The sequence below is a fragment of the Chryseobacterium gleum genome (assembly GCF_900636535.1).
Classification (GTDB): Bacteria; Bacteroidota; Bacteroidia; order Flavobacteriales; family Weeksellaceae; genus Chryseobacterium; species Chryseobacterium gleum.
On the sequence record NZ_LR134289.1, the window covers coordinates 5286890 to 5302053 of the forward strand.

Here is a 15164-nt window from a genome sequence, read left to right on the forward strand (position 1 = left end):
GGCTGTCAAGCCGGAGTTTTTTATGAATTATTGGTCGTAATCACAAACATAATTAAAGGTTTATTCCCTGTGTTTTCGATGGAATGGTATCCAATCGAACTGATAGCCGTAATATCTCCTTTGTGAAGAATTTTCTTCCGGATGGGTCCTTCCGTTCCGGTTCTTTCACGATATTCTCCGGTTCCGTGTACAACTACATACAGCTCCTGCTCATTTCTCAGATTATGGGTATGAAACCCGGATTCATCTCCTTTGTTCAATAAAACCATATAGGCGGCCAGACGGTTATTGGCCAGTTCTTTCTGGTCAAACATCTGGAGCATATATACCGTTCCCTTTCCGCCATACATATTTTCGCGCTTGTCTACCGCGTGATGGTTCTTTCTTCTTTTTCAAATGCCATTACATACAGGTGGATGTATTTAGAAACTTCCTGTATAACATGGTCAAATTCTGCTCCTTCGGATAATATAATGGTATCAGACATATAAAGTTCAATGTTTAAAGTTTTGGGTTTAAAGTTGATGGTGAAAAATTAGCTCTGCTGCATGAGGTGAATTTCGGTCAGTAATTCTTTGAAATAATTTTCACATTTTGCAATATGGGTTCCATACCAAGAAAATGCCTCTCCGTCTACAATCATTATCTTTTTATCAGGATAGAAAACCTTCAGTTCTTCAATATGTTTTTCTTTAAATGGAAAAGGTTCAGAGGAAAGCATAATAACATCAGCATCTCCCAGATCCTCAGTAGTGATTTGAGGATAACGGGTTTTGTCCTTGAAAATATTTTGAAAACCGATTTCCGATAAGATTCTGTGAATAAAAGTATCTGAACCAATTGTCATGTAAGGATTTTTCCAGATAAGATATGCTGCTTTAACAGGACTGTCTAGCTTTGCCTGATTCAGTACATCATAAATTTTAAGATTGTAAAGTTGGGCTTTCTCTTCTTTCCCAAAAAGTTTTCCAAGATTTTTAAGAAGGTAATAATTGTCTTCAATGGTGTCAATATTGGTCACCATTACTTTATAATCCTCCATTAAAGCTTCCACCTGTTCTTTTACGTTTTCCTCCTTATTGGCAATGATAAGGTCTGGCTGCAGGGCTTTAATTTTCTCAATATTGATGTTTTTCGTCCCGCCGATTACTGAAACATTTTTTATTTTTTCCTGAGGATGAATACAGAATTTTGTTCTTCCTATTACTTCATTTTCGGTCAGTCCAAGGTCAAATAATGCTTCCGTAATAGAAGGTACAAGTGAAACGATTTTCATATTGGCATGTTAGATGATGCCTAAAATTACAAAAGTTTTCCGGTTAAGAAAAGTCCGGCTACCGTAAAATAGATGATAAGTCCCGTAACATCCACCAATGTTGCTACAAATGGAGCTGAAGAAGTGGCAGGGTCAAGTTTTAATTTCTTTAATACAAACGGGATCATGGAACCTGATAATGTTCCCCATAATACAATGGCAATCAGGGAAACAGAGACGCTTAATCCTACATATACCCAGTATTGGCCGTAATCGAACAGACCAATCTGCTGCCAGAGCATGATTCTTATAAATCCGATAACTCCTAAAATTGCTCCCAGGCATAATCCGGAAATAATCTCTTTTCTCATAACGTACCACCAGTCTTTCAGATTGATTTCCTGAAGCGCCATGGCACGGATAATCAGTGTTGCTGCCTGTGATCCGGAATTTCCTCCGCTGGAAATGATCAACGGAACAAATAAGGCCAGCACAACAGCTTTCTCAATTTCTTTATCAAAATATCCCATCGCAGAAGCAGTCAGCATTTCCGAAACAAATAGAATGATCAGCCAGGTTGCTCTCTTTTTAATCATTTCAGTCCATGATGTCTGCGTATACGGAAGGTCCAGGGCTTCCAATCCCCCGAACTTCTGGATATCTTCTGTATTCTGCTGCTCAATCTGATCGAGAATGTCGTCAATCGTTACAATTCCTACCAGAACACCGGCTTCCGTAATAATGGGAAGGGCACCGCGGTCATACTTTTCGAAATACGTCACCGCATCTTCTTTAGAAGTTGTAGTGGTAATCGCTACGAAATGATTGTCTGTAATATCAGAAACAAGCGTATCTTCTTCTTCCAGTAGTAAAGTTCCGATGGCAAGGTCATCAATTAAGCGGTTTCTTTCATCTACCACATACAGGTAGTTCATGGTTTCCACTCTTTTTCCTACCTTTTTGATCTGCTGCAGACATCTTTTTACTGTCCATTCCTTACGGATCTGAATATAATAAGGCGTCATCAGACGGGCAATAGAGTCTGAGTTATACCCTAGAAGCTTTAAAGCAATTCTTCTTTCCTGCGGGTTAAGATGATTGATGGAATACTTGATCAGCTCGTCCGGAAAATCCTCGAAAAGAGCCGTTCTGTCATCCGGAGTCATCGCATTCAGGATTTCAGAAACTTCATCGCTCCCGATACTTCTGATGGTATCTTCCTGGAAATCAGGATCAAGGTGTGAAAAAACTTCTGCTTTGTACTCTTTCGGAACCTTCAGGAACGCGAGCAGCCTCTCATCAGCAGGAAGTTCGCTGAGAGTTTCGGCAATATCGGCAGGGTTGAAGATAAGTTCGTCTCTAGAATTCAAAACGTGAAATTTTTTGGATATGCAAAAATAATTCAAATTTTTAAGACTGCGCAATAAAGTGGCAAAATTAAGGATTAATTAAACTTTAATGCTTCTGTAAGACAAAAAACATCTGCCGGGGCAGATGTTCAAAAATTAAATTTAAAGTCCAATATTCTTTTAAATTGGTCCACATTCTGAAGTAGGAATGAAGGTGCAGACACTGTTTACACAGCAATTATAAGGTCCGCAATCTGAATCGTCGCCGCACTTTTTTATTGCACCTCCGATGATTCCTTTTTGTTCCTGCCTGTTGAGTCTTTTAAGATGTGATTTTTTCATAACGATAAAGAGATTAGTTAAGGCTCTATCATACAGTCATGATCCAGACATTCTCCGTTACAGCAATACCCAACAGAGCAAGGTCTTGTGATGCTGCATCTGAACGGTCCTAAGCCGCCATTGATTTCTTTGGCAGCATTTCTGCTTAGTTTTTTTAGATTTTTCATATAGTTATAGTTTAAATTAATGTCAGACTAAAATAATAAATATTTCTATATTATTCAATTGTGAGTGAAAATATTTTATTGTAAACCAATATTTTATTTATGATGTAAACAAAAACACCTACAAATGCAGGTGTCTGTAATGATCATATATTATTCCAGAGGACATGGATTAACAACACAGGTGTTGTGGCAACATGATCCACCCGGACATTCATAATGTTCTGTACATCTTTTGAAAGGCCCGCTGCCTTTGATTTCCTTTTGTACTTGTCTGCTTAGCTTTTTTAGATTTTTCATGAGTTTGATTTTTATGTTGTTAGTTTACTTCTTATTCAATACAGATAAAGGGTGAGCAGATTCCGAAACAACACCATCCTACTGTGCATGGATTAGTGTCACTGCATCTTTCCATTGATCCTCCATTAACTTGTTTTGCTTTTTCTCTACTGAGTTTCTTTAGATTTTTCATATGATTTTGGTTTTAATGTTGAACTAAAATAGTAAAAAATATTTAATAATTCCTTATTTGGTGAAAATATTTAATTGCAAATCAATTGCTTATGGAGTTTATTATACAAAAAACACCTGCTTACGAATGTAAACAAGTGCTTTTATATAATGTGAAAATTTTTATAATTCAGAGTAAAGGAAATACTTAAAATATAAATAAATGATGAATGATGAATGAATTAGATATATATTAATCTCTATAGCAAATTCACCATTGACTTACGAAGCAAAATTGACCATTGATGATGAAAGGCTGTATATTCTAACTTTAAACCTTAAACCTTAAACCTTGAATCTTAAAGCTCCGCTTCCGTCGGTTTCAGTTTTCTCAGTTTTTTGATGATTCCTTTTATAGCACCTTCAGTTCCTATTTTAACAGAATTCACGGTAGAGCCCAGAAGACGCATATTTTTCCGGTAAGTATCATGATCTGTTTCAGCGACAAGGTTGCCATCAGCACCAAATAATTTCATGCTTACCACTACCTGATTGGAAAAAACATATTTGCCAAAACCTACTTTGAAATATCTTACTTTGGAAACAATGGCAAAATCAGCATCATTATTGAGGCAATAATCTACAATAGTCTGTTTGTCTATGCTGTCAAAGGGAATCTGAACTTCAGCGCGAAGCATCTTGTTTTTTCTGCCGCTGAAATTATCGGTAACGGCATCAAAGAATGCATTGTTGGTGGGATCTTTTATTTCATCAATATCCGGCTCTACTTCTGGATTGAAGTAAAGGACTTTTTTAATTTTGTCATCAGTATTTTTCTGGGCTTTTACCGAAGTAAATCCGATGAATAAAAAAGTAGTAACCGCTGCAAAGAATATAATTTTTTTCATTTGTAATTCGAATGCAAAATTACTGCCTTTTCGTTGGATTGCATATAATTTATTAAGAATTTTTTAACATTTTTTTCTATCAAATTTGATTTATGAAATCAATAATGTTTGCAGAATCAAAAAATAGTCGTAATTTTGCACCCGTTACATAATAATCATTAAACAATATTGGAATGTACTTAACAACAGACAAAAAGCAGGAAATTTTCGCAAAACACGGAAAATCTGCACAAGACACAGGAAGTGCTGAAGGACAAATTGCACTTTTCACTTTCAGAATTAACCACCTTTCTGCTCACTTGAAGAGCAATCACAAAGATTTCAACACTGAAAAATCTTTGGTTAAATTGGTAGGTAAGAGAAAAAGATTACTAGATTACCTTAAAAATAAAGATATCGCAAGATACAGAGCGATCATCGCTGAACTAGGTTTAAGAAAATAATCTATAAAGATTTTCAAAAACAAAAAGCAACTTCGAAAGAGGTTGCTTTTTTGTTTTAATACCATTGCGAAATGTAAAGTGTTTGGATTCCTATGGAATGACAAACTGTATGAATAATGTTCTCATTACAGCCAAATATTCCAACTGAAGTAGTAAAAATTCTCCTCCTCCGGAGGGGTGGTAAAAATTCTTTGAATTTTTGGCGGTTGGTTTATACCCTAAACTACTCAGCCTTCTTACCAATTTTTCCCAAATGCGTATTCTGAAAACTGTCCGGATATTTCAAACCATATCCTAAAATTCTGTCAAATGCAGAATGGGAAAATAAGATGGCCCCGGCAATTTGTAAATAGGGCAGAGATAGAGCTGTACCTGCAAGATAAATGATAATGGCAACTCCGAAATGATGGAACAGATTGTAAAAGAAAGCACCCACTTTATTATTAACCGTATAACCCAACATGGAAATGTCCGGTGCAAGGAATAATCCGGCAAACCACCACCAGGAATATCCTGTCTGGGCAAAAGCATAAATTCCTAACAATAGAAATGCTGCGTATTCAAGCTGTAATTGTGTTTTCATTGTAATGCTGTTCTGTATGTATGATGAGTCATTTTTTTATTGCGAAAGTTACATTCCAAAGTATGAAAAAAATAAAGCGGAATACTTTGAAATATTCCGCTTATATATTTTAATAAAGTTGATTTTAATGACCTGCTTTAGCTTCAGTGCTTTCCACATGACCAAGATATTTGGTACAGTATGCTCCGAAGATCAGAATAACCAGATAGCAGAATACAGGAATAATAAAGGAATGTTGTACCCCAAACTGGTCTGCAAGATAGCCCTGGAAAATAGGAACAATAGCTCCTCCTAAAATGGCCATAACCACTAATGATGATCCCTGACTGGTATATTTACCCAATCCTGAAATAGCCAGTGTATAAATATTGGAGAACATAATAGAATTGAAAATTCCGATTCCCAGAATACTGTACATCGCCAGTTCACCATAATTTACCATAGCGGAAATCAATAAAGCTACATTAATCGCTGCAAAGATGGATAACGTTCTTGCCGGAGCCGCTTTACCCACAAAAAAGGCAATGAAATTGAGAACGATGAATACCAGGAAAAAGCTGATCTGAGAAAAAGTAAGGTTCACAATACTGAAGATGACAAGGAAAACAGCTCCTGCCGCCCCAAGCATATAAACAGCCTTTTTTTTCTGGCTTAAAGATTGATTCAATGAAATTGCACCAAGAAAACGTCCGATCATGGCCCCTCCCCAATATAGGGAAAGATAATTTTTGCTGATGATTTCATTAAAGCCCATTATCTGCGGTTGTTCCAGGAAACTGATGATAAAACTTCCCACAGCAACTTCTCCGCCCACATAGCAGAACATAGCAAATACCCCGAATTTCAGATGACTGAACTCCAGTGCTCCCCAGCCTTTTACGACTTCTTCTTCACCCATCTGGAACGAAGGCAGCTTAACTCTTGAAATCAATAAAGCTACCAACAAAAGGATTCCTGCGAAAATAAGATAAGGAATTCTTGTAGCTACTGCGCTGAAGGATCCATCCGGAGAAGAGAAAAATTCAAAAATAAGATGCCCTCCGAGCACCGGTGCAATGGTTGTCCCGAATGCATTGAATGCCTGTGTCATATTCAGTCGGCTTGAGGCAGATTCTTCACTTCCCAGCAAGGAAACATACGCATTGGCAGTAATCTGCAATACGGTAAAGCCTAGTCCTAAAATAAACAAGGCGCCCAGAAACAGCGGATAATACGAAAATGTAGCTGCAGGATAGAACAGTACACAGCCCAGCGCCGCCAGGAAAATTCCGAAAAGAATTCCTTTTTTATATCCTAATTTATTGATGGGATCCCCTTTCGTGATAGAGATCAGGAAATAAATCAGAGATCCGATAAAGTAAGCCCCGAAGAAACAGAACTGTACCAGCATGGATTCGAAAAAGGTAAGACTGAAAAGTTGCTTCAGATAGGGGATCAGGATGTCATTCATACAGGTGATGAAGCCCCACATAAAAAACAGCAGGGTGATGGTAATCAATGGAACCGTATAATTCCTGCCTTTGGATTGTACTTCTTTATTAATCATAAACATGTATTTATCTGTATAAGGATAATTCCTTAACTTTTTTTTACCTACAGCATTGTATTTGGTGAAGTAGGGCAAATATAGGCATCAGCCTATGTCTTTGCAATAATTTTATTGGTTTTTATAATGAAACGGATATTTTTTCAATTAGCTTCCTTATTTTCATTTTTTGAGACAATAATACAAAAACAGCAGGATTTTTCAATACATTATCTTTAAAAAACTGATTTTTATTTTCATAAATCATGAACAGGACGGGATTTCAGATATAAATAGTAAAATTTTCATGCATTGATAGCCAATTTTTTGTATTTTAAGAGCCTATTTATGCAATCGAAAAATTTAATATTTCATTATTATATAGTACCTTTGCAGACGAAAATTTAAAGAGTTTAAATATTAATCATACTCAATACGGAGTATAAAGAAGCAAATTTATGAGTATACCTCAAGCGTTTACAGAAACGATTACCCTTGCAGACGGCAGGGAAATCACTATCGAAACGGGAAAGCTGGCTAAGCAGGCTGACGGATCTGTAGTGGTGAAATGTGGCGGAACAATGCTTTTAGCAACAGTTGTAGCCAACAAAGAAGCAAATCCTGGTGTAGATTTTTTACCATTAACGGTAGATTACAGAGAAAAGTTCTATGCAGGTGGAAGAATTCCTGGAAATTTCTTCCGTAGAGAAGCAAAACCATCTGATGATGAAGTGCTTACCATGAGATTGGTGGACAGAGTATTACGTCCTCTTTTCCCTGAAGATTTCCACGCGGAAGTACAGGTAATGATCTCATTGATTTCTTATGATAAAGAAGTAATGCCTGAAGCATTGGCAGGTCTGGCAGCTTCTGCAGCTATTGCAATTACAGATATTCCTTTCAACGGACCAATGTCTGAAGCAAGAGTCGTAAGAATTGACGGAGAATTGTCAGTTAATCCAAGCTATGAAAATTTATTAAAATCAGATATCGACATTATGGTTGGGGCTACTAAAGACTCCATCGTAATGGTAGAAGGAGAAATGAAGGAGATCTCTGAGCAGGAAATGCTTGAAGCTATCAACTTCGCTCATGCCGAGATCAGAAAACAGATCGAAGCTCAGGAGAGATTGGCAGCTAAAGTTGGAAAAGCTTTCCCTAAGAGAGAATACAATCACGAAGAACACGATGAAGAAATTCGTGAAAAAGTATGGAAAGAGTGTTACGATAAAGTATATGAAGTAGCAAAAACGCCATCCAATAAAGAAGAAAGAGGAGAAAAATTCAAAGCTGTTCTTGAAGAGTTCTTAGCACAGTATGCTGATAACGAAGAAGAACTGGCAAGAGTAACTCCTTTCGTAAAAGTATATTACCATGACGTAGAGAAAGAAGCAATGCGTCAGATGATCCTTGAAGACAATATCCGTCTTGATGGTCGTGATCCACAGACGATCCGTCCTATCTGGTCAGAAATTGATTATCTTCCGGGAGCTCACGGTTCTGCAATCTTTACAAGAGGTGAAACTCAGTCGTTGACAGCAGTAACTCTGGGTTCTGTAAAAGATGCCAATATGATCGACAGCGTAATCACGCAGCACGACGAAAGATTCTTCTTACACTATAATTTCCCTCCATTCTCTACAGGTGAAGCAAGACCTTTAAGAGGTACTTCAAGAAGAGAAGTAGGACACGGAAACTTAGCTCAGAGAGCTTTAACTGCAGTAATTCCTGCAGAAAATCCATATACAATCAGAATTGTTTCCGATATCCTGGAATCTAACGGTTCTTCTTCAATGGCAACAGTTTGTGCAGGTACATTAGCTTTGATGGATGCAGGGGTTCAGATTACAAAACCTGTTTCAGGAATTGCAATGGGTCTGATCACTGATACAAAATCAGGTAAATTTACTGTACTTTCTGATATCTTAGGAGATGAAGATCACCTTGGAGATATGGACTTTAAAGTAACAGGTACTGCAGACGGTATCACAGCTTGTCAGATGGATATCAAAATCCAGGGACTTTCTATGGATATCATGGAGAAAGCTTTAATGCAGGCTAAAGACGGAAGATTACACATCCTGAACAAAATCACGGAAACTATTTCTCAGCCAAGAGCAGACGTGAAGCCTCACGCTCCGAAAATGGTAGTAATGGAGATTCCGAAAGACTTTATCGGTGCTGTAATCGGGCCTGGTGGAAAAATTATTCAGCAGTTACAGAAAGATACAGATACGGTTATTGCAATTGAGGAAATCGGAGAAATCGGACGTATCGAAATTGCAGGAACAGACAGAGAAAAGATCAATGCTGCTATTGCTAAGATCAATGAAATTACTTTCGTACCGGTTGTAGGCGAAGTTTACAAAGGTAAAGTAGTGAAAGTAATGGATTTCGGAGCATTTGTAGCGATTGCTAAAGGAACAGAAGGACTTCTTCACATTTCTGAAATTGAGTGGGCTCGTCTTGACAAAGTTCCTTATGCAGAAGGTGATGAGGTAGAGGTGAAGTTCATGGGATATGATGACCGTAAGAAAATGAAGCTTTCCCGTAAAGTGCTTTTACCAAGACCTCCGAAGCCGGAAGGAAAACCAAGACATGAAGGACAAGGCAGACCTGAAGGACAGAGAAGACCTGAAGGACAAAAGCCGCAAGGTGAAAGACCACAAAGCGAAAAGCCGGTGGAAAACCAGACTCCTTCTAACGAAGCATAATAAGATTCATTCTTACTATAAAAAATCCCTCAAACTGAGGGATTTTTGCTATTATGTCATTGCGGAATGCAAAGCATTGAAGTAATTTTTAAAGGTGTAGGTCATTTTATTTTGTTATCATTACTGAAAAATATTTTCAGAAAAAATTAAAATCCATCAATCGGTTCCTTTAATTTTGCTTCTGTGGAAGCCGTATCAGGACCGGAAATAAAAATGATATCTTCTGTAGTTTTAAATAACCTGTCAATCTGTTTTCGGGTTGAGGCATCAGGAGCAACTTTGTAAAACTCACGGATCAGGTCTAATGAAGTGGGCTTCTTTGGATATTGATTGTTATTGAGAAAATTTTTTAAAGCTGTATTCACACGATCTTCACCTATCAGATTGCTCAACTGTACCATAGCAATTGCACCCTTGGAATAAGAAATGTGAGGAACATTTCCCGTAGCTTTATAAATAGGTACATTCTCAGACAACCCTTTTTCATTATCGTAAATCTGCTGGTGTACCTTGATTCTTTCCATCATTTTTTCTTTGCCATACATTCTTTTATAGAGCATCATTTCCGTATACATTGCTAACGTTTCAGTAAGCATCACAGCGCCTTTCCGGTCATCCGGATCAATCCGGCTGTTTCCCCACCAAAGATGGGAAAGCTCATGCCCGGCCAGCTCATTAATGACATCCTGGTTCTTGTCTGCCTGTATATTGGCATGAAAAATCATATCTTCCGGCATAAAGACTGCTGAAGGGTAAGCTGTAGCGGCAAAGCCCCGGGTAAAAGAAGAAATTTCCGCAAAACTGATGGTTTTAAAAGGATATGGTCCAAAATTCTGCATGCAGTAATCTAAGGTAAGCTTAGCATTTTCAAGAAGATGGCTGACGTTTTCAGAATGTTTTTGATGGTAAAAGACAGTAACGGCTATCCATTTATAATTCATACTTTTTGCTTTATATTTTGCAGAAGAAACGGCAAACCGGAAAGGAATCTGCTCTGCTTTATATTCGAAATAATTTCGTCCGGATTTTGTCCATTTTTTTATCAGATCTCCGGTACCTATGGCCGTTTGATCCTGCTCGGTAGAAACAATCATATTAAGGTTGATAAAATCTTTTTTTTCCACTTCAGGAGCTTCAGGTTCTTTCAATCCTGTGCGATTTTCCAGGTTGAAATGATCACGCTGTTTCTGATCCTGGATTTCATAATCTTTTTGATAACCAATCACAGGATAATACCTGCTGATTCTCATAAATGATCCGTTTTTTATGATAGCATTAAAAGGCTGATGTCCGTTTACAGCAAACCACTGATAAGATAATATAAAATCAAGAAAAGCGGTTTTTCCCGGCAGGAGAGGTTGTTTTAATGAAACTTCCGTGATGTTTTGATGAATCTCTGTTCTTTCATTTCCTGATGTTAGTACAGCAGATTCAAGCTTTAAGTCTTTATTAAAATTGATAAGAATCTTATTAACAGGTTGATTGGTTTGGTTGGTAAGTATATATTTTCCGGCGATCTGATAAGCATTTTCCGAAGGATACAGCTTAATTTCTGTAGTAATACCAGTGATATCAGGTTGCGGAATATTTTCATATTTCTGGTAGTTTTTTTCATATTCTACAGAACTTAAGATGTTCTGTGCTTCATTTTTCGGAATGTATCCTTTCATAAAGAATATTCCGGCAATGACCCCTGAAATCAGCAGGAAGATAGTGAAAACCAAAGCGGAAACATGTATTTTTTTTACCTTTACAATACTGTAGAATAACCACAACAGACTGATGATTCCGGCTCCGAATACAAGCCTTTGTGCAAAAGCTTTTTCATAAATTCCGTATCCATTAAAGTCACTGTAAGTCCCTTTGAAATCTGAAAATATTCTGAGAAGAGGATAGGTAATGATTTTCCCGGAAACCGGCCCCGACAATAAAAAAACAGCAAGAACGGAAACTCCCAGCGCTATAAATTTATTGGGGATTCTGTCGTTAATCAACAGGATAAACCCTGAAAATAAGATCAAAGGAAAAGTATTGAAAAGGAAAACACCGAGGTAGGCGTTCCAATCAATATGAAAATACTGATAAGTTGCCTGGAAAATAATTCCCTGAACCATTACAATACCGGTAAAGAAGAACAGGAGTAAACTTACCGAAACAAAATGACCTGTTAACCGGTTTTTTGCAAATAAAGCACTGTTTTCAATCAGGTTGAATCCGGAAGATTGACTTCTCCAGTAAATATCATTCAGAAAATAAGCCGTAATCAATAGGCCAAGCAGATGAAAATTCTCTGAGATGGTTGTTGCCATCAGGCCCGAGCTTGCATACTTCTGTGGAAGGCGGATTCCTTTTTCAATTTCAGCATACATTTCCATTCCGACAAAGAATAACAGCAGAATGGAAACTGCAGGAACGGCAATGCTTTTAAACAGATAGGTAAGGTCTGTTTTTACGAAAGATAATACGGACCGGAATGAACTCCACCAGTTAAAAGCTTGAGCAACAGTAGAATATTCCAATGTGCCTATTTCAGAAAATGATTGAAGATTTCCCCGTGTTTTTACTTTGTGCCCTGATGTATTGGAGAAAGAAAATAATGTAAGAGATAGAAATAAAAATCCAAAAGAGAGTAGGAAAAATAAGATCCTGTTGAACAAAAGGTAGCCTGTGAAAGGTACCATGTGGATATTTTTCTCATGAGCAGTAAGGTCCCGGGCTTGCATAAAATAAGCAGATAATCCAAACGGATCAGTCAAAGCTGAAAATTGTTGTGTTTCCAATGACTGAGGCAGACTTCCCGTCATAAAAGGAGAATTGGAAAATAGTAAAATGATCATATACACTACATACAGAAGGAGCCCGCCTACCACAACCAGCAGTTTCTTCTTTACTGTAAATGCAATAAGAAACAAAAAACCGCATACAAAAAAACTGTTGATTAGCCCGAAGATCAATAATGGGTAGAGGTAATATAAGATATTAAAATACTCCTGCATTTCACTTCCTGTACGCATCAGCTGCCCCAGGAGAAAGCCTGTCATTAAGAATGTAAAACTTAAAAATGTCTGAAGGAAATACGCGTAAAATTTCCCTTTCAGGTAAGTGAATTTTGAAAAGGGGAAAGAAAACAGAATGCTGTCAAATTTTGAATCCTGGTCTCTGAACAACAGTTGTAACGCATAAACGGTAGCAAAAAAGATAACAGAAAGGCTCAGCATCCCGGTCATAAAACCTATAGTGTAAGGCGAGTTCAGATAAATTCCTTCTCCTGCAGAAAGATTGAACTGGTTGCCGCAAAAGATCCCCAGGCTTATTAAAAGTAAAGCCACAAGATAGGTAAGCCAGTGCTTGGAAGAGCGTCCGGCTTCGAATAAAAATAAAGTGTTCATGATTAAAGTTTTTGAGTAAGCGTATGGAAATAAACGTGCTCCAGCAGAGGATTTACAGGACTGAAGTCTTTCGGGGGTTCTTCAGAAAATATGGTGATGTGAAGTTCTCTTTCCAGTAATTGTCTGCTGATGATCTCATAATTGGAACCATAAGTTTCCAGCTCGTTTTTGTGGATAGGTTTTGACCATATTTTGTTCTCCAGTTCAGCGATTAATGTTCCCGGATTTCCTTTTCGAAGGATCTGTCCATGATTCATTACTGCCATTTCCGAACAGAGGTTTCTGACGTCTTCCACGAGATGGGTAGAAAGAATAACAATCACCTCCTGGCTGATATCATTCAGCAATGAATTGAAACGATTGCGTTCTTCAGGATCCAGTCCTGCAGTAGGTTCATCGACAATGATAATTTTCGGATCTCCTAGCAGAGCCTGTGCCACACCGAAACGCTGTTTCATTCCGCCTGAAAAAGTATGGACCTCTTTTTTTGAAAAATCAGAAAGATTAACTTTTTCAAGCAGACCCAAAATCTGATTTTTACGTTTGTTTTTATCACTAATACCTTTCAATAGGGCTATATGTTCCAGAAGATCATACGCGGAAACTTTCGGATACACGCCAAAATCCTGGGGAAGAAATCCCAGATTCTGTTTAATATAATCAGGGTTTTTAACAATATCCACATCATTGAAAAGCAGAGTCCCCGAAGTGGGTTTCTGAAGTCCAACAATGGTTTTCATCAGAGAAGATTTTCCGGCTCCGTTCGGACCAAGCAGCCCGAACATTCCGTTTGTGATATCAAGAGAAATGTTCTTAATAGCTTGAAAACCATTTTTATAGGTAAGACTAAGGTTGTTGATGGTTAATGTGTTCATAGCGTTGTGTTTGGGGAATAGAAGGACAGGCGGCCTTTCGGTAGCAATTTTGGGTTTAAAGTTTAAAGTTTAAAATTTATGGTTGGAAGCTAGAAGCTGGATGCTGGAAGTTAGAAGTGAAGTTTCAAACTCTCACTCTCAAACACTCTTACTCTCAAACCTCGCAACACGCAACACGCACCCCGAATCCCAACTACTCTTTAAATTCAAGAATATCTCCCGGCTGGCATTCAAGGATTTTACAGATCGCTTCAAGGGTATCGAAGCGGACGCCTTTGGCTTTACCTGTTTTCAGGATAGAAAGGTTAACGGGTGTGATACCCAGTTTTTCTGCCAATTCTTTACTCTGCATTTTTCGTTTGGCAAGCATTACATCTAAGTTGACTATAATTGGCATGTTAAATAAATAGGTCTTGTTCGTTTTGCAAATGTAGTCCTTGCTTAAAGATATTCGCAAGAAACAGGCAGAAAATTCCAAGCATAAAGTGAATAAACACCAGTCCCCAGATGATACTTTCTACTTCCACAAAGAAACCCGCGATAATCACCAGTGGAAGAGGAATGAAAATATTATACAGGTAAAATCTCGTCAGCTGCCGTATATTATCCTGTGTAAACAGTTTCTGCTGAAAAAATACCCTGAAAACCCTGGCGGCCAACCAGAAAAAGATTCCATATGTGATAAGCACTGACAGAAATGAAAAGATGATATACGGATAATTGTTGTCAATATTCAGGAAAGGTTTTTCTGTCAATGGATAATTGATATGAAGGTATTTTCCGTTTCCATAAGGCGTAACAGAAAAATCTGTTATAAGGCAGATCAGAGAGTAGAGAACGGTGATTAAATATCCCAACGATAATACGGAACAGATATAAAATAGAATTCTTGCAATAATTTTAGTCTGATTCATGATAGAAGATTGATATTGCAAATGTATAATTAATTATCGTAAAACAATAATTAATTTAAATAAAATTTTATATTTTTAAATTTTTGAATTCATCGACAATACTAAAAAAATAAGATGTTAATCATAGTTTTTTATTAATTTTAATAAGAGAAAAGTTGATCAACTTATCCCTTTAATTAATACTCAAGCTTAATAATTAACAAAGGTATGCTTATTGATGCCCTTCGACAGGCTCAGGGTGACAACTGGAATA

General features: G+C 37.4%; 17 protein-coding genes. 2 read left to right on the forward strand and 15 right to left on the reverse strand.

Annotation, left to right across the window (positions count from 1 at the left end):
- Positions 1-20 precede the first annotated feature (20 nt).
- The 9 genes from EL165_RS24340 to EL165_RS24355 form a co-directional block, all read right to left on the reverse strand.
- Positions 21-350 (reverse strand): cupin domain-containing protein, encoded by a 330-nt coding sequence (locus EL165_RS24340; RefSeq protein WP_002980920.1) that lies wholly within the window; start codon positions 348-350, stop codon positions 21-23.
- A gap of 14 nt (positions 351-364) precedes the next feature.
- The gene (locus EL165_RS26535) at positions 365-487 is read right to left on the reverse strand and encodes a hypothetical protein (RefSeq protein ID WP_002980919.1); all 123 of its coding nucleotides are present in this window, start codon (positions 485-487) and stop codon (positions 365-367) included.
- 48 nt (positions 488-535) lie between these two features.
- The gene (locus tag EL165_RS24345; protein ID WP_002980918.1) at positions 536-1276 is read right to left on the reverse strand and encodes an ABC transporter substrate-binding protein; all 741 of its coding nucleotides are present in this window, start codon (positions 1274-1276) and stop codon (positions 536-538) included.
- 26 nt (positions 1277-1302) lie between these two features.
- Positions 1303-2625 (reverse strand): magnesium transporter, encoded by a 1323-nt coding sequence (mgtE, locus tag EL165_RS24350; protein WP_002980917.1) that lies wholly within the window; start codon positions 2623-2625, stop codon positions 1303-1305.
- 159 nt (positions 2626-2784) lie between these two features.
- Entirely contained in the window at positions 2785-2946 is a 162-nt protein-coding gene (locus tag EL165_RS26005) for a hypothetical protein (protein ID WP_002980916.1), read from the reverse strand.
- Positions 2947-2963: 17 nt separating this feature from the next.
- On the reverse strand, positions 2964-3113 hold the full coding sequence (locus EL165_RS26010) for a bacteriocin-like protein (RefSeq protein ID WP_002980915.1): 150 nt from the start codon (positions 3111-3113) through the stop codon (positions 2964-2966).
- Between the two features lie 150 nt (positions 3114-3263).
- The gene (locus EL165_RS26015) at positions 3264-3410 is read right to left on the reverse strand and encodes a bacteriocin-like protein (RefSeq protein WP_002980914.1); all 147 of its coding nucleotides are present in this window, start codon (positions 3408-3410) and stop codon (positions 3264-3266) included.
- Between the two features lie 31 nt (positions 3411-3441).
- Entirely contained in the window at positions 3442-3582 is a 141-nt protein-coding gene (locus EL165_RS26690) for a bacteriocin-like protein (RefSeq protein WP_165490886.1), read from the reverse strand.
- Positions 3583-3919: 337 nt separating this feature from the next.
- Positions 3920-4468, reverse strand: a complete 549-nt coding sequence (locus EL165_RS24355; RefSeq protein ID WP_002980913.1) for a hypothetical protein — start codon at positions 4466-4468, stop codon at positions 3920-3922.
- Between the two features lie 173 nt (positions 4469-4641).
- On the opposite strand from EL165_RS24355, the gene rpsO reads away from it, so the two are divergent.
- Positions 4642-4911, forward strand: a complete 270-nt coding sequence (rpsO, locus tag EL165_RS24360; RefSeq protein WP_002980912.1) for a 30S ribosomal protein S15 — start codon at positions 4642-4644, stop codon at positions 4909-4911.
- Positions 4912-5134: 223 nt separating this feature from the next.
- Here the strand turns inward: rpsO and EL165_RS24365 are convergent, their stop codons facing one another.
- Complete coding sequence (locus EL165_RS24365; protein WP_002980910.1) at positions 5135-5494, reverse strand: DUF4260 domain-containing protein; 360 nt, start codon at positions 5492-5494, stop codon at positions 5135-5137.
- 124 nt (positions 5495-5618) lie between these two features.
- Positions 5619-7040: a sugar MFS transporter gene (locus EL165_RS24370; protein ID WP_041461863.1), complete on the reverse strand. Its 1422-nt coding sequence runs from the start codon at positions 7038-7040 to the stop codon at positions 5619-5621.
- A gap of 437 nt (positions 7041-7477) precedes the next feature.
- Here EL165_RS24370 and EL165_RS24375 point away from each other — a divergent pair, with 437 nt between their 5' ends.
- Entirely contained in the window at positions 7478-9733 is a 2256-nt protein-coding gene (locus EL165_RS24375) for a polyribonucleotide nucleotidyltransferase (RefSeq protein ID WP_002980907.1), read from the forward strand.
- A 146-nt stretch (positions 9734-9879) separates the two neighbouring features.
- Here EL165_RS24375 and EL165_RS24380 read toward each other — a convergent pair whose 3' ends face one another.
- The 4 genes from EL165_RS24380 to EL165_RS24395 all read right to left on the reverse strand — a co-directional run bounded on the left by EL165_RS24380 (position 9880) and on the right by EL165_RS24395 (position 14911).
- Entirely contained in the window at positions 9880-13122 is a 3243-nt protein-coding gene (locus tag EL165_RS24380) for an ABC transporter permease/M1 family aminopeptidase (RefSeq protein WP_002980906.1), read from the reverse strand.
- Positions 13123-13124: 2 nt separating this feature from the next.
- A complete protein-coding gene (locus tag EL165_RS24385) occupies positions 13125-13997 on the reverse strand; it encodes an ABC transporter ATP-binding protein (RefSeq protein ID WP_002980905.1) in 873 nt (290 codons plus the stop codon).
- A 193-nt stretch (positions 13998-14190) separates the two neighbouring features.
- Positions 14191-14394 (reverse strand): helix-turn-helix domain-containing protein, encoded by a 204-nt coding sequence (locus EL165_RS24390; RefSeq protein ID WP_002980904.1) that lies wholly within the window; start codon positions 14392-14394, stop codon positions 14191-14193.
- Between the two features lies 1 nt (position 14395).
- Positions 14396-14911 (reverse strand): DUF2975 domain-containing protein, encoded by a 516-nt coding sequence (locus EL165_RS24395; protein WP_002980903.1) that lies wholly within the window; start codon positions 14909-14911, stop codon positions 14396-14398.
- Positions 14912-15164 lie beyond the last annotated feature (253 nt).